16 protein-coding genes, 1 tRNA gene and 1 pseudogene are annotated in these 17,651 nt (G+C 64.0%); 12 read left to right on the top strand and 6 right to left on the bottom strand.

Features of this window, described 5'->3' with window-relative positions; all coding sequences use genetic code 11:
• Nucleotides 1-250: 250 nt before the first annotated feature.
• Nucleotides 251-326: transfer RNA gene (locus CK228_RS24070), tRNA-Ala, on the bottom strand.
• A gap of 171 nt (nt 327-497) precedes the next feature.
• Nucleotides 498-884, bottom strand: a complete 387-nt coding sequence (locus CK228_RS24065; protein ID WP_095771615.1) for a TIGR02300 family protein — start codon at nt 882-884, stop codon at nt 498-500.
• 206 nt (nt 885-1,090) lie between these two features.
• On the opposite strand from CK228_RS24065, the gene aroA reads away from it, so the two are divergent.
• From aroA to CK228_RS24045, 4 genes are all read left to right on the top strand, one after another.
• Nucleotides 1,091-2,449 (top strand): 3-phosphoshikimate 1-carboxyvinyltransferase, encoded by a 1,359-nt coding sequence (gene aroA / locus CK228_RS24060; protein ID WP_095789459.1) that lies wholly within the window; start codon nt 1,091-1,093, stop codon nt 2,447-2,449.
• A gap of 88 nt (nt 2,450-2,537) precedes the next feature.
• On the top strand, nt 2,538-3,188 hold the full coding sequence (cmk, locus tag CK228_RS24055) for a (d)CMP kinase (protein WP_095789458.1): 651 nt from the start codon (nt 2,538-2,540) through the stop codon (nt 3,186-3,188).
• Nucleotides 3,189-3,398: 210 nt separating this feature from the next.
• A complete protein-coding gene (rpsA, locus tag CK228_RS24050; RefSeq protein WP_095789457.1) occupies nt 3,399-5,096 on the top strand; it encodes a 30S ribosomal protein S1 in 1,698 nt (565 codons plus the stop codon).
• 132 nt (nt 5,097-5,228) lie between these two features.
• Nucleotides 5,229-7,094 carry a hypothetical protein gene (locus CK228_RS24045; RefSeq protein WP_095789456.1) on the top strand — a complete coding sequence of 622 codons (1,866 nt, stop codon included), beginning with the start codon at nt 5,229-5,231 and terminating at the stop codon, nt 7,092-7,094.
• Here CK228_RS24045 and CK228_RS24040 read toward each other — a convergent pair.
• From CK228_RS24040 to CK228_RS24025, 4 genes are all read right to left on the bottom strand, one after another.
• On the bottom strand, nt 7,079-7,786 hold the full coding sequence (locus CK228_RS24040; RefSeq protein ID WP_095771609.1) for an SDR family NAD(P)-dependent oxidoreductase: 708 nt from the start codon (nt 7,784-7,786) through the stop codon (nt 7,079-7,081). The genes CK228_RS24045 and CK228_RS24040 overlap by 16 nt on opposite strands.
• 239 nt (nt 7,787-8,025) lie before the next feature.
• Entirely contained in the window at nt 8,026-9,606 is a 1,581-nt protein-coding gene (locus tag CK228_RS24035; protein ID WP_095789455.1) for a 5-guanidino-2-oxopentanoate decarboxylase, read from the bottom strand.
• On the bottom strand, nt 9,603-10,250 hold the full coding sequence (locus CK228_RS24030) for a TetR family transcriptional regulator C-terminal domain-containing protein (protein ID WP_179296022.1): 648 nt from the start codon (nt 10,248-10,250) through the stop codon (nt 9,603-9,605). Before CK228_RS24030 ends, CK228_RS24035 begins: the two co-directional genes overlap by 4 nt.
• Nucleotides 10,247-11,119, bottom strand: a complete 873-nt coding sequence (locus tag CK228_RS24025) for a dimethylarginine dimethylaminohydrolase family protein (protein ID WP_095771607.1) — start codon at nt 11,117-11,119, stop codon at nt 10,247-10,249. The genes CK228_RS24030 and CK228_RS24025 overlap by 4 nt, the downstream gene beginning before the upstream one ends.
• A gap of 214 nt (nt 11,120-11,333) precedes the next feature.
• Here CK228_RS24025 and CK228_RS24020 point away from each other — a divergent pair, with 214 nt between their 5' ends.
• From CK228_RS24020 to CK228_RS23985, 8 genes and pseudogenes are all read left to right on the top strand, one after another.
• A complete protein-coding gene (locus tag CK228_RS24020; RefSeq protein ID WP_095789454.1) occupies nt 11,334-12,149 on the top strand; it encodes an ABC transporter ATP-binding protein in 816 nt (271 codons plus the stop codon).
• A 54-nt stretch (nt 12,150-12,203) separates the two neighbouring features.
• Entirely contained in the window at nt 12,204-13,001 is a 798-nt protein-coding gene (locus CK228_RS24015; protein WP_019862782.1) for a transporter substrate-binding domain-containing protein, read from the top strand.
• 205 nt (nt 13,002-13,206) lie between these two features.
• Nucleotides 13,207-13,872 (top strand): ABC transporter permease, encoded by a 666-nt coding sequence (locus CK228_RS24010; RefSeq protein WP_019862781.1) that lies wholly within the window; start codon nt 13,207-13,209, stop codon nt 13,870-13,872.
• Nucleotides 13,872-14,681 (top strand): ABC transporter permease, encoded by an 810-nt coding sequence (locus CK228_RS24005; protein ID WP_095789494.1) that lies wholly within the window; start codon nt 13,872-13,874, stop codon nt 14,679-14,681. The genes CK228_RS24010 and CK228_RS24005 overlap by 1 nt, the downstream gene beginning before the upstream one ends.
• 91 nt (nt 14,682-14,772) lie before the next feature.
• Complete coding sequence (locus CK228_RS24000; protein ID WP_095771605.1) at nt 14,773-15,774, top strand: Ldh family oxidoreductase; 1,002 nt, start codon at nt 14,773-14,775, stop codon at nt 15,772-15,774.
• Between the two features lie 239 nt (nt 15,775-16,013).
• Complete coding sequence (locus tag CK228_RS23995; protein WP_095771604.1) at nt 16,014-16,295, top strand: hypothetical protein; 282 nt, start codon at nt 16,014-16,016, stop codon at nt 16,293-16,295.
• 87 nt (nt 16,296-16,382) lie between these two features.
• Nucleotides 16,383-16,541 (top strand): annotated as a pseudogene (locus tag CK228_RS35875) (DoxX family protein); the annotation flags it as partial.
• A 110-nt stretch (nt 16,542-16,651) separates the two neighbouring features.
• Nucleotides 16,652-17,629 (top strand): complex I NDUFA9 subunit family protein, encoded by a 978-nt coding sequence (locus CK228_RS23985; RefSeq protein ID WP_095771937.1) that lies wholly within the window; start codon nt 16,652-16,654, stop codon nt 17,627-17,629.
• Nucleotides 17,630-17,651: the final 22 nt, after the last annotated feature.

Genomic DNA, 17,651 nt, shown 5'->3' with positions numbered 1-17,651 from the left:
ACCGTAGACGGCGCTTGCTTGCCGCAGGTTTGCACGACGAAGTGAAGCTTCCCTACCAAGAGCAGTCCTAAAGGCTTGCGGTGCTGGTGAAACTTGAGGCTCGGCCGCGGCTTTCCCGCTTTTTCCTGTCAGTCCCGCTCGCAAACCTGGTCTCCGGGTCGAAAACGCTCCTGGCCGTGCCCGGCAGGTTTCCGAATGGCGGGCTCGGATACAAAAACGGCAAATAACCTGAAAACATTGGGAGACTGTTTGGTGGAGCCAATCGGAATCGAACCGACGACCTCTTGAATGCCATTCAAGCGCTCTCCCAACTGAGCTATGGCCCCACTCCCGGCAGTCAGCCGGCGCCGTTTCCGGCGAAGAGATCAGCGCGGGTTGGAACACCGCGCCGTTAGTGCAGGCGGCTTCTAACCCCGCCTTTCTCAGATATCAAGCCTTGAAGAGCGGCTTTTTGTTCACAGGCCGAGAAAGCCTGCAAACGCTTGCGTCTAGGCCTGTCAGACCTCGTCGTCGTCGTCGCCGACGCCGATCATGTCGGCAACGTCGTCGTCTTCTTCCTCTTCGTCGGCAAGGAAAGTGTCATCCTCGTCGTCGCCGAGGTCGACGTCCTCGTCATCGCCGAGATCGGGCAGATCGTCGCCCTTGGCGTCGTCGTCGGCCTCTTCGAGCGAGACGACTTCAACGCCCTCTTCGTCCTCGGCGTCCACTTCCTTCTCGGCCACTTCCTCTTCCTCCTCGAGGGCGGCGATCTTGCCTTCCTCGAAATAGGAACGCGGATAGGTCTTGCCGGTGTAGGGCGAGACGATCGGGTCCTTATTCAGGTCGTAGAATTTTCGACCCGTCTCAGGATCGATACGCTTTGTGCCAAGTTCGGTTTTTGCCACGGCAAGCCTCGTCAATAAAAGAGTGGTCCCCTTAACCACTGTTTGCGGCGCTGTCAAAGCCAAAAGCCGGCGTCACAAAACCAAGTCCTGAAAGGCCTCGCGGCAAGTGACGACCATGGGGATGACCATTTCGCCTCGCCGTGATACGAGACCGCCGCAACAAATGAAAAGCGCCGGCCCGCCGGCATTCCGTCCAGGGAAATTCCATGTCTCACGCCGCCGCTGCCAAGCCGGCCACCGCCCGCAAATCCGAGGCCCTTTCCGGCACCGCGCGCGTGCCGGGCGACAAGTCGATCTCGCACCGCTCCTTCATGTTCGGCGGCCTCGCCTCCGGCGAAACCCGCATCACCGGCCTGCTCGAGGGCGAGGACGTGATGCGCACGGGTGCGGCCATGAAAGCGATGGGCGCGCATATCGAGAAGCGCGGCGCCGAATGGGTGATCCGCGGCACCGGCAACGGCGCGCTGCTGCAGCCGGAAGGCCCGCTCGACTTCGGCAATGCCGGCACCGGCTCGCGGCTGACCATGGGTCTCGTCGGCACCTATGACATGGAAACCACCTTCATCGGCGACGCCTCGCTGTCGGGCCGGCCGATGGGCCGCGTGCTGGAGCCGCTGCGCCAGATGGGCGTGCAGGTGCTGAAGGCGACGCCCGGCGACCGCATGCCGATCACGCTGCATGGCCCCAAGCACGCCGCCCCGATCACCTACCGCGTGCCGATGGCCTCGGCACAGGTGAAGTCGGCGGTGCTGCTCGCCGGCCTCAACACGCCCGGCATCACCACCGTCATCGAGCCGGTGATGACGCGTGACCACACCGAAAAGATGCTCAAAGGCTTCGGCGCCAATCTTTCGGTCGAGACCGACGAGCGCGGCGTGCGCCACATCTTCATCGAGGGCCAGGGCAGACTGACCGGCCAGACGATCGCCGTGCCCGGCGACCCGTCCTCTGCCGGCTTCCCGCTCGTCGCCGCGCTGATCGTCCCGGGTTCGGACATCGTGATCGAAAACGTGCTGATGAACCCGACCCGCACCGGCTTGCTGCTGACGCTGCAGGAAATGGGCGGCAAGATCGACATCTTGAACCCGCGCAATGCCGGCGGCGAGGATGTCGCCGATCTGCGCGTGCGTTATTCCGAGCTAAAGGGCGTCACCGTTCCGCCCGAGCGGGCACCGTCGATGATCGACGAGTACCCGGTGCTGGCCGTCGCCGCCAGCTTCGCCGAGGGCGAAACGCTGATGCAGGGGTTGGAAGAATTGCGGGTGAAGGAGTCCGACCGGCTGTCGGCCGTCGCCAACGGGCTGAAGCTCAACGGCGTCGACTGCACCGAAGGCGAGGCTTCCCTTGCTGTTCGCGGCAAGCCGGGTGGCAAGGGGCTGGGCGGCCATCCCAACGGCCTGGATACGACCGTGAAGACCCATCTCGACCACCGCATCGCCATGAGCTTTCTGGTGATGGGACTGGCGACGGAAAAGCCTGTCACCATCGATGACCAGGCGATGATCGCGACCAGCTTTCCGGAGTTCATGGGGCTGATGACTGGGCTGGGCGCGGAGATCGGGTGAGCGTGGCAACCAAGCGCCCTGGAGATTGGGGGCCGACATCCCTCCCGTATGGGCCGGACGCCAGGCTTTGCGAAGCGTTGGCCAGCAAATGAACCACACCTTCACCATTGCCATCGACGGCCCCGCCGGCGCCGGAAAAGGCACCCTCGCCCGCCGTCTCGCCGACCATTACCGGCTGAACCTGCTCGACACCGGCCTCACCTATCGTGCCGTTGCCTACGCGCTCATCCAGCACGCATTGCCGCTCGACAATGTCTCGGCGGCGGAAACCGCGGCCCGCCAGGTCGACCTGGCAACGCTCGACCGCACGGTGCTGTCGGCACATGCCATCGGCGAGGCCGCCTCGAAAGTTGCGGTGTATCCGACCGTGCGGCGCATTCTCGTGGAAAAGCAGCGTGCCTTCGCCAGGACGCCGCCGGGCGCGGTGCTGGACGGGCGCGACATCGGCACGGTCGTATGCCCCGACGCCGACATCAAACTCTATGTGACGGCAAGCGCCGAGGTGCGGGCCAAGCGTCGGCTGGCCGAGATCGAAAGCATCGGCGGCACCGCCAATTTCGCCGAAATCCTCGCCGACATCGTGCGCCGCGACGAGCGCGACATGGGCCGTGCCGACTCGCCGCTGAAGCCTGCCGCCGACGCGCACTTGCTTGATACCAGCGAAATGGCTATAGAAGCCGCGTTTCTCGCGGCCATGGCGATCGTTGACGACGCGCTGGCCAGGAGAAACAAGGCCTGATCCGGGTTTTCTCCCGCGTTTCCGTTGCCGGAAGCGCAGAAAATACCCATATCGGGCACGAACCAGCCTGCCAGCATTCTTCATGCGCCGGAATTGCCGCTTAAAATGCGGCCCAGGGCTTTTTTAAGCCCGGAACGCCGGCAGGCCAACGCAACGCTAACCCACGGCGCCCCGTCCCGCTCAATGATGCGGGGCACTCCAGGAGAAACAATGTCAGCTGCAAATCCCACTCGCGATGATTTCGCGAGCCTGCTCGAAGAATCATTCACCACCGGCCACTCCGGCGAAGGTCAGGTCGTCAAGGGCACGATCACCGCCATCGAAAAGGACATGGCCATCATCGACGTCGGCCTCAAGGTCGAAGGCCGCGTGCCGCTGAAGGAATTCGGCGTCAAGGGCAAGGACACCACCCTCAAGGTCGGTGACACCGTCGAAGTCTATGTCGAGCGCATCGAGAACGCGCTTGGCGAAGCGATGCTTTCGCGTGAAAAGGCCCGCCGTGAAGAGAGTTGGGTCCGTCTCGAAGAGAAGTTCACCAAGGGTGAGCGCGTCGAAGGCGTCATCTTCAACCAGGTCAAGGGCGGCTTCACCGTCGACCTCGACGGCGCCGTGGCCTTCCTGCCGCGCAGCCAGGTCGATATCCGCCCGATCCGCGACGTCTCCCCGCTGATGCACAACCCGCAGCCATTCGAGATCCTCAAGATGGACCGTCGCCGCGGCAACATCGTGGTGTCGCGCCGCACCGTGCTCGAGGAGAGCCGCGCCGAACAGCGTTCTGAAATCGTGCAGAACCTCGAAGAGGGCCAGGTTGTCGAAGGCGTCGTCAAGAACATCACCGATTACGGTGCGTTCGTCGACCTCGGCGGCATCGACGGCCTGCTGCATGTCACCGACATGGCCTGGCGCCGCGTCAACCATCCGACCGAAATCCTCAACATCGGTCAGACGGTCAAGGTGCAGATCATCCGCATCAACCAGGAAACCCACCGTATCTCGCTCGGCATGAAGCAGCTCGAGAGCGACCCGTGGTCCGAGATCGGCACCAAGTTCCCGATCGGCAAGAAGATCAAGGGCACCGTCACCAACATCACCGACTACGGCGCGTTCGTCGAGCTGGAGCCGGGCATCGAGGGCCTCATCCACGTTTCGGAAATGTCGTGGACCAAGAAGAACGTGCATCCCGGCAAGATCCTGTCGACGACCCAGGAAGTCGACGTGGTGGTGCTCGAGGTCGATCCGGCCAAGCGCCGCATCTCGCTCGGCCTCAAGCAGACGCTGGAGAATCCGTGGGAAGCCTTCGCACGCAGCCATCCGGTCGGCAGCCAGGTCGAGGGCGAGGTCAAGAACAAGACCGAGTTCGGCCTGTTCATCGGCCTGGAAGGCGACGTGGACGGCATGGTGCACCTCTCCGACCTCGACTGGACTCGTCCGGGCGAGCAAGTCATCGAAGAGTACAATCGCGGCGACATGGTCAAGGCGCAGGTGCTCGACGTCGACATCGACAAGGAGCGCATCTCGCTCGGCATCAAGCAGCTGGCCCGCGACACGGTCGGCGAAGCGGCGACTTCGGGCGAACTGCGCAAGAACGCCGTGGTCACCTGTGAAGTCATCGGCGTCAAGGATGGCGGTCTCGAAGTGCGGCTGGTCGACAGCGGCATCGAGACCTTCATCAAGCGCTCGGACCTCAGCCGTGACCGCGACGAGCAGCGCCCCGAGCGCTTCACCGTCGGCCAGAAGGTCGATGCCCGCGTCATCGCCTTCGACAAGAAGACCCGCAAGCTGCAGGTCTCGATCAAGGCGCTGGAAATCGCCGAAGAGAAGGAAGCGGTCGCCCAGTACGGCTCGACCGACTCCGGCGCTTCGCTGGGCGACATCCTGGGTGCCGCGCTGAAGAAGCAGGGCAACTAAGGCGTCAGCCATAGCCAGCACGCCTCGCGTGCGGCCTTACAAAAAGACCCGCCGGAGCGATCCGGCGGGTCTTTTCTTTACGGGAACATAAACTTCATCGCGTATTTGCCGGTGGTCCAACGGAACACTTCCATGAGCACTGGCGCCATTCGTGCCGCTGCGCAGCCTTCGGGGTTGCTGCGCCTTTACACCAGCATGCCTGTCCTGTTCTGCTTTTGCGCAATGGCGATCCTGACGACCGCTCTGTGGTGCCTGGGCTTCCAGCTCAACAATGACGCGGACGATCTCCTCAAGCTGCACGAAATCCGCACTTTGCTTGAAACGGGCAACATCTTCGACCGCACGCTGCCCGGTATCGTCCAGCCAGAGCCTTATGTCTCACACTGGCCGTGGATCGTGGACCTGCCCTACGCCGCCTTCGCGCGCCTGTTCGCGCCGTTTGCCGGCTTCGAGCCGGCTCTGACGCTGGCAAGCTTTGCCGTCCCGCTGCTGCTGCTGGCGCCCGCGCTCTATTTCTACAATAGGCTGGTGACAGCCATCGGCTTTGCCTACCCGGCCGTGGCATTGCCGTTGGCCTTGATCTTTGCCGCGCGCAGCTTTTTCGAATTCGCCCCGGGACGGATCGACTATCACAATCTGCAAATCCTGCTTCTGCTGGCGGCGCTGGTTTTGATGATGTCGCAGAACCGCTTTTCGGCCTTCGTCAACGGGCTGCTGACCGCCCTGGCAATCGCCGTCAGCGCCGAATTCGCGCCGTTCTACGCGATGGTGATGGCGGTCTATGCCTTCGACTGGATCTTCGACCGCGAGGGCGGTGAAAGCAGGATCGTCGGTTTCGGGCTTGCCTTGACCGTCGGCGCAATCGCCCTGTTCGCGGCGATCGTGCCACCCTCTGCCTATACCGCGGTCAGATGCGACACCTATTCGACGCCGCATGTCACGGCACTGGTCGCGGCCGGGCTTTCATTCGCCGTCGTGCCTTTGCTTGCCGGCCGGCGTGGAGGGTGGCCGATGCGCTCGGCAATTCTACTGGTGTTCGCGGCGGCCAGCGCTGCGGTGCTGGCGGTGTTGTTCCCGCAATGCCTGGCCAGCCCCTATGCTTCGATCGACGCCTATGTCCGCGACAATATGATCAACAGAATTCTCCAGGAATTGAGCCTGTTTCGGCGCCCCGATGTCGTCCTGTCGACAGGTTTTCTCAGCATGGCGCTGCTGTTTATCGGCGCGCTTGCGCCAGCCGTGATCTGCGCCAGGCCGGAAGGCCGAAGCCGGCCTCTCGTCATATTGACCTTGTTCTCGCTGCTCTCGCTGGCGCTTGCGATCGGCTATGTCCGCTACTACCGCTACCTTCCGATCTTTTCCGGCATCGGCCTCATCTTCGCCCTGGCGAGCCTCCTGCCGAATGCGGGCTTGGGTCGTTATCTGAAATCTCCGGTGCCGGCGGCATCGCACGGATACGCACTGATCCTGCCCGGTCTCGTTTTGTCCGGAGCAATGGTGCTGTACCATTTGTCGGTAAAACCGGCACACGCGGCGGTTCCCGCCGCGGAACTTGCCGACGGCTGCTATTCCAGCCCTTTTGAACCGGAACAGGGTTGGCCGTCCGGCGCAATCGTTCTTTCTCCACCGCTGATCGGCTCGCGTTTCGTCGCCCTTGCCGAAGGTCCCAAGGTGGTGACGATCCCCAACCATCCATCGGCCAAGGGCATCGAGCGCAGCTATCGTTTTCTGGATCCGGCGACCGCCGACCCACGCGCGATACTTGATGCCTCCAAGGCAACGCATGTGGCGATTTGCGCCTGGCGAGGCCCGCCATTGCCGGGACTGGAAGCCGCCTATCCATTGGCGGCGGCGCTGATTGAAGGCCGGCCACCGGCATGGTTGCGGGAGTGCCCGACGAAAGCTTCATCGCCGTTGCGCATCTACAGCTATCGCAATGCCGATGGATCGGATGCCGTGTGCCCGACTTCGACGCTGGCCGCTCAGGCCCGGCCGTAGAGCGGCACCAGCGTTCCGCTCATCGCCTGGTTGGCCGGCGAGGCGAGATAGGCGATGGCTTCGGCCGCCGCTTCGAGGCTGACCCATTTGCTGAAATCGGCATCCGGCATGTCGGCGCGGTTTGCCGGCGTGTCGAGCGTCGACGGCGCCACGGCATTGACCAGGATGCCCTTTGCCTTGAGTTCTTCGGCCATCGCCACCGTCATGGCCGCCACCGCCGCCTTGCTGGCGGTGTAGGCGACCATGCCGGCGCCGCGCCTGGGGTCGAGCCCGGCGCGCGCGGAGACATTGACGATGCGGCCTGATGTGCCCGATGCCAGCATCGAGCGGATCGCCGCGCGGCTGCACAGGAAGGTGGTGCGGGCGTTGGTGTCCATCATCTCGGCAAAGGATGCCGATTCGATCTTTTCCACCGGCGCCATCGTGAAGCCGCCGGCGAGATGGATCGATCCCCACAAGGCAGGAACCTGGGCATAGAAGGCTTCGACCTTGGCGGAGTCCGACAGGTCGACATTGTGCGCCAGCTTGACGTTGTCGTGGGCGGTGAAAGGAAATTGCTGGGGTGCTGCGGCGTGCGCGTTCGGCACGTGGCAGATAGCGCCCTGTTCCAGCAGCCGGCCAACCACCGCACCGCCGAGCGCGCCGGTCCCACCGGTCACAACGATATGCCTGCCTTGAAGTGTTTCCGTCATCCTGGACCGCTCCTGTCGTATTTTTATGATTGTGTCGCTTGTTGTGCCGCCCCGACGCGGAGCGTCGCGCCTTTCGGGCGATCACTCAATTGATATCTCGACATGGCAGCCGTCGCGTCTTTGCATGCGTCACAACGCATATTATGGCAATGGCATCAGTCATGCGGCCGTTGCGGTACAACAGGCGAGCCGACGAATGGTCCGATGCAGACAAGAAAATCAACGCTGGGCTGAAGCCTTCAATCGACGGTGATTTCGATGACGCAAGGCAATCCGGTTGCCCGGGCGCGCTTCAAGGCCTGCGGCAAGGCGCCGATATTGGCGAGTCGTTCGGCGCCGATGCCATAGGCTTCGGCCAGCTTGCAGAAATCCGGCGGCGCCGGCGAGACCCCGACGGGCTCGACGCCGACATCGAGCATCGAGGTCTCGATCTCGCGATAGCCCCTGTTGTTCCAGACCACGAAGATGACCGGCGCCTTTGCATCGAGCGCCGCGCCAAGTTCGGGTAAGGTGAACTGGAAGCCGCCATCGCCGGTCAGGCAGACAACTGGCGCGTCGGGCACGGCAAGTGCGGCGCCGATTGCCGCCGGCGGGCCGTAGCCAAGCGCGCCGAAGCCGGTGGCGGCGTTGAACCAGCCGCCCGGCCGGTCGTGATCATAGTAGAGGTTGGCGGCGTAGACCGGTTGCGTCGAATCGCCGACGACGATGGCCCCCGGCAAGGCATCGCGGATCATTTCCACGGCATGCACCTGCGCCAAATAGGCCGGGCTCAGCTCGGCGGATGCCGCCCTCCGTGCGGCGGCGGCGCGCACCTCGCCGTCCGGCGCGGCAGGATGAGCGGGGCCGATCGCGGCAAGCAAGGCTTCGATCGCCTCGGCGCAGTCGGCCTGGATGCCGACCGTCACCGCGCGACGTGCGAGCTGGTCGGCGCCGATGTCGATGCGAATCAGGTTGGAAGGCAGCACAAAGCCGCCGTCGCCATAGCCGTCATAGTCGGTCGGGCCGAATTCGGTGCCGGCGGCAATCACCAGATCGGCCTCGGCCATCAGGGCGCGAACCGCTTTCAGGCTTGGGCTTGCCGGCACGCAGAGCGGGTGGCGGTGCAGCAGGCCACGCGCGTTGGTGGTCTCGACGACCGGCGCGCCCAGTGTCTCGGCCAGGCGCCGCAGCGCCGTCTCGGCTCGCTTGGCGCCGCCGCCGGCCAGGATCAGCGGGCGGCGCGCTGCGGCGATGAGTTTGGCAGCTCTGGCAATGGCCGCGCCATCCGGCGCCGGAGGCGCTGCGTTGCTCAACAGTGCCGCGATATCGTCGGCCGGCTCGACCATGACATCGGTCGGGATCTCGATGTGCACCGGGCCCGGCCGCGAGGATGAAAACAGCGCGAAGGCCTGTGCCAGCGCGTCAGGCAATTCGCTGGCCCCGGTGACGCGCCGCGACAGCAACGCCACCTTTTCCATCATGCCGCGCTGGTCCGGCAGCTCATGCAGGAAGCCCAGCCCCTTGCCCAGCGTCGGCATTGCGTTGACGCCCGATATGACCAGCATCGGCACCGAATCGGCGCGCGCCTGGCCCATGGCGGTGATGGTGTTGGTCAGCCCCGGCCCGGTGATGACGAAGGCGACGCCTGGCCTGCCGCTGGCGCGGGCATAGCCGTCGGCCATGAAGCCGGCACCCTGTTCATGGCGCGGCGTGACGTGGCGGATCTTCGAGCGCGCAAGGCCACGGTAGAGCTCTACGGTGTGGACGCCCGGAATGCCGAAGACGGTATCGACGCCATGCGCTTCGAGCAGCGTGATCAGGGCTTCGCCGAGTGTTGTCATTGATTGTCTTCCCTTTCCGGCGCGAGGCCCAGTTCGGCCTCTACAGTCTTGATGCCGATCGCCGCCAATTCGCCGGGCGAGAACATGTCGCCGGCCAGGCAGCCTTCGATCCAGAGCCCGTCGATGATGGCATTGATCGCGATGGCATGGTGGCGCAACTGGCTTGCATCCGGTTCGCGCCGTTCGGCGGCAAGAACCTCGGCCACAACGGCTTCCACCTCGTTGCGAAAGCCGAGGTAGCCTTCGCGGTGGGCGCGAGCCAGGCTTGGATCCGCACCGGCGCGGCCGATGAAGGTTGCCCAGAGTGAAAACACCCGCGCGTCGATGATCGGCACGTTGAGGTTGGCGGTGACGAAAGCGGCAAGGCGCTGGCGCGGCGAGGCATCTTCCATGACCAACGCCGCTTTCGCCTGCTCGGTCATGCGGCCCATGAGGGCGGCATAGGCTTCCTGCAGCAGTTCTTCCTTGCCGGGGAAATAGTGCCGGATCAGGCCGGCGGTGACGCCGGCGCGCAATGCGATGATGCGCAAGGTGGCGCCCTGCAGGCCATGTTCCGCCACGCTGTCCAGAGTTGCCTCGATCAGATCCTGCCGCCGCCGCTCCTCGCCCTCGCGACGGAACCTGCGGCGGGATGGCGTATTCATTGGCGCAGGATTGGCCGCGTCAGGCATGTCGGCCCGCCTTCGCAGGCGATGCAGAGCGCATCCGCCTCGAAGATCTCGACCGTGCAGCCGGCGGCTTCCATCGCGGCTTTGGTCTTTGGAAAGCCCGCGACGGCAATGACCTTGAGCGGGTTGGTCGGCAGCACGTTCAGGCTGAGGCCGTTGGAAGCCGCGAACTCTTCTGCATCGCCTTCGACCAGACGGATGCCGCGCGCCTTCAGCATCTGATAGAAAGGGGCCGGCAAAAGCGGTGAATAGACCAAAGCGAGGTCGTCGGCCAGCGGGCTGATCACAGACATCAGATGCAGGCAGGCCTCTTCGCCCTGCCACAACGGAAGGTCAAAGCCGTAGACGGAAACGCCCAGCGGCGTCAGCAGGTTGGAGATCTGCTGGATGCCTTCCTGGTTGGAACGGACACCGCGTCCAATCACCAGCGTGCGCGCATCGAGCCAGACACAGTCACCGCCTTCGACCTGGCCTGGGGCCTCGACGCGGCCAAGGATCGGAATGCCCAGCCTTCTGTAGGTCTCCTCGTGCAGCGAGGGCTCCCGGGCGCGCAACGGCTTGCCCATGGACAGAATCAGTGCGCCGCGGTCGGTCATCAGCGATGGGTCGTGCGTGAACACCGAGTCCGAAAGTCCATCGGCCTGGTCCTCGATCCATTCGATTTCGGCGCCCGAGGCCGCCACCAGTTCGGCAAGCGCCGCGTGCTGCGATGCTGCTTTCGCCGGATTGAATCCTGGGCCATAGTGCCAGGCAGCCCTGTCGGCGTCGCGCATCGCGTTGGCCGCCGACCGCATCAGCACGCGTCGCAGCGGAGCTGCCATGGATTGTGATCCGAAAGCACTCATCGAAGCCCTTTTTTCGCTGAAAAAAACCGAGAAAATTTCATGGAGGGCTATTTATACACTTGCACAACAAGCTCGCAAGTGCCGTAATGAGCGGGATTGACGGGCTCGCGCCGTTGGGTCCATGCTGAAGTCTGGAGCGGGGCAGTACAGCGTATATGTTGATTAGCCGGATAGACGTTCGACGAACTGCCGACGACGATGCAGAGGTCAGCCGGTGAGCGCTGTGGAAGCTGCCGCAGTCTCATCCGGCAAGGCGCAGAGTGGCGCCGCCGAAGCCATCCATGTCGAAAACCTGCACAAGAAATTCGGCCAGTTGCATGTGCTGAAGGGCGTGTCGCTCTCGGCGCGCGACGGCGAGGTGATCGCCATCATCGGCGGCTCGGGTTCGGGCAAATCGACGCTGCTGCGCTGCATCAACTGCCTGGAAAATCCGACCAGCGGCATCATCCGCGTCAATGGCGAGGAGATCAAGCTCAAGGCGGACAGCCATGGCCACACCGTTCCGGCCGACCGCAAGCAGATTGAGCGCATCCGCTCCAAGCTCGGCATGGTGTTCCAGAACTTCAACCTGTGGAGCCACATGACGCTGATCGAAAACGTCATCGAGGTTCCCGTGCACGTGCTCGGCGTCAAGCGCGACGAGGCGATCGCCCAGGCCGAAAAACTGCTGGCGCGCGTCGGACTTGCCGAAAAGCGCGACGTCTATCCGGCCTATCTTTCTGGCGGGCAGCAGCAGCGCGCCGCGATCGCCCGCGCGCTCGCCATCAATCCGCGCGTCATGCTGTTCGACGAGCCGACCTCGGCGCTCGACCCCGAACTGGTCGGCGAGGTGCTGAAGGTTATCGGCGATCTGGCGCGCGAAGGCCGCACCATGGTGCTGGTCACCCATGAGATGAAATTCGCCCGCGAGGTCGCGACCCATGTCGTCTATCTCTACAACGGGCTGGTCGAGGAAGAAGGGCCGCCGGAGCAGATCTTCGGCGCGCCGAAATCCGAAAGGCTCAAGCAGTTCATCCGCAACATCGGCTAGGGACAGGCCGGGACGGACGAAAACCGGGAACCAACAACAAACTGGGAGTTTGAAATGAAGACTGTTCTGAAGACATTCGCCGCGGCGCTGCTGCTCGGCGTCGCCGCCATGGGTGTGGCCAAGGCCGATCCGGTCAAGATCGGCGTCGCCGCCGAGCCCTATCCGCCCTTCACCTCACCGGATGCTTCGGGCAAATGGGTCGGCTGGGAGATCGACTTCATCGATGCCGTGTGCGCCGAGGAGAAACTCGACTGCGTCATCACGCCTGTCGCCTGGGACGGCATCATCCCGGCGCTGACCACCAAGAAGATCGACCTCATCGTCTCCTCGATGTCGATCACCGACGAGCGCAAGAAGACGATCGACTTCTCGGACAAGTACTACAACACGCCGACGGCGATCATCGGACCGAAGGACCAGAAGTTCGGCGCCACGCCTGACGACCTGAAGGGCAAGGTGGTCGGCGTCCAGGTGTCGACCGTCCACGCCGTCTACGCCAAGAAGCATTTCGGCGCGACCGCCTCTGAAATCAAGGAATACCAGACCCAGGACGAAGCCAACCAGGATCTCGCCGCCGGCCGCCTCGATGCGGTGCAGGCCGATTCCATCGCGCTTGGCGAATTCCTGAAGTCCGACCAGGGCAAAGCCTGCTGCGACCTCAAGGGCATGGTGGCTCCGGACGACGAGGTGCTCGGGCCGGGCGTCGGCGCCGGCGTGCGCAAGGAAGACACCGACCTGAAGGAAAAGATCAACGCCGGCATCAAGGCGATCCGCTCCAACGGCAAGTATGACGAGATCTCGAAGAAATATTTCGATTTCGACATTTACGGCGGCTCGACGCAGTCGAACTGACGCCCCGCGCATGAGCCGGAGGGCATGACGCCATAGTCGTGCCCTCCCGCCTATCCTTCCCACGCATGCCTGCCGCCCGCCGTTGGCGCCGGCGGAAAGAGCCAGCAATCCGGGGGCAAAGCTGATCGACGCGTTTCTTCCGGCCTCGGCGGCCGGTATCATCGAACTTCTCTCGCCCGCGCCCATCGGCTGGGGCGGCACACTCATGCTCGGGCTGTTGCATTCGCTCGAGATTGCCGTCGGTGCCACAATCGTTGGCCTGCTCATCGGGATCTGCGGCGCCTATGGCAAGCTCTATGGCGGACCTGTCGTGCGCGACCTGCTCGCGGTCTACACCACCGTGGTGCGCGCCGTGCCGGAACTGGTGCTGATCCTGCTGCTCTACTATGCCGGCACCGACCTGATTAACCAGGTGCTGACCGCTATCGGTTACCAGCGTGTCGATATTAGCGGGCTGGTGGCCGGCATAGCCGTGCTCGGCTTCTGCCAGGGCGCCTATTCGACGGAGGTCATGCGCGGCGCGATCCTGGCCATCCCGCAAGGCCAGATCGAAGCCGCCCGCGCCTTCGGCATGTCTCCCGGCCTTCTCTTGCGGCGCATCACGCTGCCGGCGATGCTGCCCTTTGCCATTCCAGGTCTCGCCAATCTGTGGCTGATCGCGACGAAGGACACCGCGCTGCTGGCCGTCGTCGGCTTCTTCGAGTTGACGCTGGCGACACGGCAGGCGGCAGGCGTCACCAAGGCTTATCTGATATTCTATCTCGCCGCCGGCGTTCTCTATCTCGCGGTGACGCTGTTTTCGAACTTCCTGCTTGGCCGCGCCGAGAAATGGGCGCGGCGGGGCATGCCTTCGGTCAAGGAGGCACGCTGATGGCGGGCGAAGCGGCCATCATCAACACGGCGGCGCGCGCCTCGCTCTGGCTGCAGCCGCATCGCATCGTCCTCGTCCTGATCGCGCTGGGGCTGGTGCTGTCGGCCGCCTATTTCATGCGCTGGAACTGGCTGCCGCAATATTGGGAAATGGGCCTGATGGGCATCTGGCGGGCCCTGTGGATCCTGGCCGTCACCTGCGCGCTCGGCTTCCTGATCGCAGTGCCGGTCGGGCTGGCACAGGCCGCCGGCTCAATCTGGGTCGCGGCGCCGGCGAAAGTCTTCTGCACCATCATCCGCGGCACGCCGCTGCTTCTGCAGCTGTGGCTGCTCTATTACGGGCTGGGCTCGCTGTTCCCGCAATATCCATGGATCCGCGACTCCTGGATGTGGCCCTATCTGAGGCAGGCATGGCCGTACGGCGTTCTGGCTCTCACGCTGTCCTTCGCCGGTTACGAGGGCGAAGTGATGCGCGGCGCCTTTGCCGGCGTGCCCAAGGGGCAGCTGGAAGCCGCCCGCGCCTTCGGCATGAGCCGCTGGAAGATCCTCCGGCGCATCTGGCTGCCGCAGGCCTTCTACCGGGCGCTGCCGACGCTGACCGGCGAGACCGTGCTGCAGTTGAAGTCGACGCCGCTGGTGGCGACAATCAGCGTGATCGATATCTTCGCCGTCGCCGGCAAGGTGCGGCAGGACACCTACCTTACTTATGAACCCTTGCTGCTGCTGGCGTTGATCTATATGGCGATCACCGGCATTCTGGTCCTTGCCCTCAGCCGGATCGAGGCGCGGATTCCGGTCAAGGTCGGTTAGTGAGGAGCGAGTAGCGAATAGTGAGTAGAAGCGGCTCGCTTCATGCCCTATTCACTACTCCCTACCCACTACTCCCTTAGAGGCAGCTACTATGCAACTCAGTCTCGACCAGGCAAGAGGACTGTGCCGGATGGCGGCACTCGGCGCCGGCGCCAATGAGGAGGCGGCGCAGTCGCTCACCGCCTCGATCATCGCCGCCGAGGCGGAAGGGCTTTCGACCGTCGGCCTGTCGCATTTCATCGATTATCTCGAAGCGCTGGAGGCCGGGCGCATCGACGGCAATGCCGATCCGGTGATCACAAGGCCGGCGCTGGCCGTCTATCTCTCCGATGCACGCGGCGGACTGGCGCATACCGGCTTCGACCGGACGATCGACGATCTTGCCAAGGCGGCAAAGCTGTTCGGCGTCGCCATCTTCTCGCAGAAGAACGCCTATACGTGCGGCGCGCTCGGCTACTTTACCGGCAGGCTGGCTGCGCAGGGGCTGGTGTCTTTCGCCGCGACCAACGGCCCGGCGGTTCTTGCCGGCTCGGGCTCGGTCAAGCCGGTCTATTGCACCAACCCGATGTCGTTTGCCGCGCCCGCCGCCGACGGCGCGCCGCTGGTCATCGACCAGTCGTCGAGCGCCACTGCCTTCGTCAACATCCGCAAGGCGGCCGAAGACGGCAAGAAAATCCCCGAAGGCTGGGCGCTGGACGCCAGCGGCAACCCGACCACCGACCCGGCGGCGGCCATGAAGGGCGCCATGCTTGCCTTTGGCGGCCAGCGCGGCGCCAACATCGCGCTGATGGTCGAAGTGCTGGCTGCCGGCCTGTCGGGCGCCAACTGGTCGCTCGACGCGCCGTGGTTCACCGGCGGCCCGGATAGCCCCGGAACCGGCCTGTTCGTCCTGGCCGTCGAGCCCAAGCTGCTCGATCCGGATTTCGAACAGCGCATGAAGGACCAGCTCGACCGCCTGCGCCGCCGCTTCGGCGTGCATGTTCCGGGCCGCGCCCGGGCTGAAACCGCCGAGAAGGCGCAGGCGCGCGGCATCACCGCGCCCAAGGCGGTGGTGCAGCGGATTTCCGAATTCGCCGAGCGCTATTCGGCCTGAATAATCCATCATTTCAGACAGTTACCTGAAGGCTGTCGGCGCGGGGCGCGCGGCGGTGCGATTTTTTTTGCGCGCCGCTGAACCTTTTTGCCCGTTGCGACCACCCAGCTTTGTCCAGGGCAAGGCGAGCTTGCCCGATCCACACCGAGGGAAACAGCAAACGAAAGCAAAAGCCTGCTTCATGCGGAGGGAAGTCCTTCGCACCTCGGAACCTCAACCGACATCAAAGGAAAATTGTCATGACCAACACCAAGATCACGATGCTCACCGCCGTCCTTCTTCTCGGTTCGTTCATGGGCGCAACCCAGGCGGCCACGTTGAAGGCTGCTCCGGCCAAGCCGTCCACCCCCGGCGTCATCACCGCCCCGAGCGGTGGCGCCACCGAGGACCATTATTGCAAGAACGGCCACGCCAAATTTGCCAATTGCAGCGCCGATTTCATCGCGGCCTGCAAGAAGGTCGGTGGCACTATGTCGGATGTTCAGGGCTGGGGTGGGCGTACTTGCTTCACGCCCTCCTGATACCGTCTCAGGTCAGGCCGCTCCGTCGGCCCCTGGCTTCGCATGGATGTCATCCGGAAAGCCCCGCTTCGGCGGGGTTTTCTGCGTTTCGTATTGCTGGTCACCGTCTGGTTCCACTGGCTGACCATGGGCCAGGGGTTTTCGGGTGCCGAAAAGTCGCTTTTGTAGGCCGCGATCCTGTTGTTCCTCGCCATTCGCGGCGGCAAACGCCACTCGGTCGAGGCCCGCATCGGCAAGGCACTCTGACAAGCTTTCAAGAGGGGTGACGCGACGACGCGTCACCCTTTGCCTTTGGCGCAAAACCGACTATGAAACGGCTTCAGCCAAGCCATCTGGAAAGTGCGCCGGAGCCAGCCATGACCGAAATCCTGCAGACCCCAAAGCTCGTCGTCGTCTTTGGCGGGTCTGGCTTTGTCGGCCGCCATGTCGTGCGCGCGCTGGCCAAGCGCGGCTATCGAATCCGGGTTGCCTGCCGGCGGCCCGATCTTGCCGGCCATTTGCAGCCGCTCGGCAATGTCGGTCAGATCCAGCCGGTGCAGGCCAATGTGCGCGTGCGCTGGTCAGTCGACCGCGCCGTGCAAGGAGCCGACCATGTCGTCAATCTCGTCGCCATCCTGCATGAGACCGGCCGGCAGAAATTCCCCGCTGTGCACGAATTCGGCTCCCGCGCGGTCGCCGAGGCGGCGCGTTCGGTCGGTGCCGGGTTGACCCATATTTCAGCGCTTGGCGCAGATGCGGACTCCGAATCGGATTACGCGCGCACCAAGGCACTTGGCGAGAAGGCCGTGCTCGAGACGATCAACGACGCCGTGATCTTCCGGCCGTCGATCAATTTCGGACCGGAAGACAGCTTCTTTAACCGCTTTGCCAGCATGGCGCGCTATTCGCCGGTGCTGCCACTGATCGGCGGCGGCCAGACCAAGTTCCAGCCGGTCTATGTCGGCGACGTCGCCGAAGCGGTGGCGCGCTCGGTCGACGGCAAGATCAATCGCGGCCAGATCTACGAACTCGGCGGCCCCAACGTGCTCACCTTCAAGGAGTGCATGGAAGAGCTGCTGACCGTGATCGAGCGCAAGCGCCTGCTGGTGCCGGTGCCGTGGTGGGTGGCCAACATCCAGGCCTCGATCCTCGGCCTGTTGCCCAATCCGATGCTGACCAAGGACCAGGTGATGCAGCTGCGCGAGCACAACATCGTCTCGGAAGCCGCCGCCAAGGCCAACAGGACACTCGCCGGGCTCGGCATCCAGCCGCAATCGATCGGGACGATCCTGCCCAGCTACCTCTGGCGCTTCCGCGCCGCCGGCCAGTTCCAGCAGCGCAAGCCCGCGGCTTGATTCACCGCAACCGCCTGAAAGG

Source organism: Mesorhizobium sp. WSM4312 (genome assembly GCF_002294875.1).
In the GTDB taxonomy this organism is placed as follows: Bacteria; Pseudomonadota; Alphaproteobacteria; order Rhizobiales; family Rhizobiaceae; genus Mesorhizobium.
This window is presented reverse-complemented; position numbering and strand designations above follow the sequence as displayed.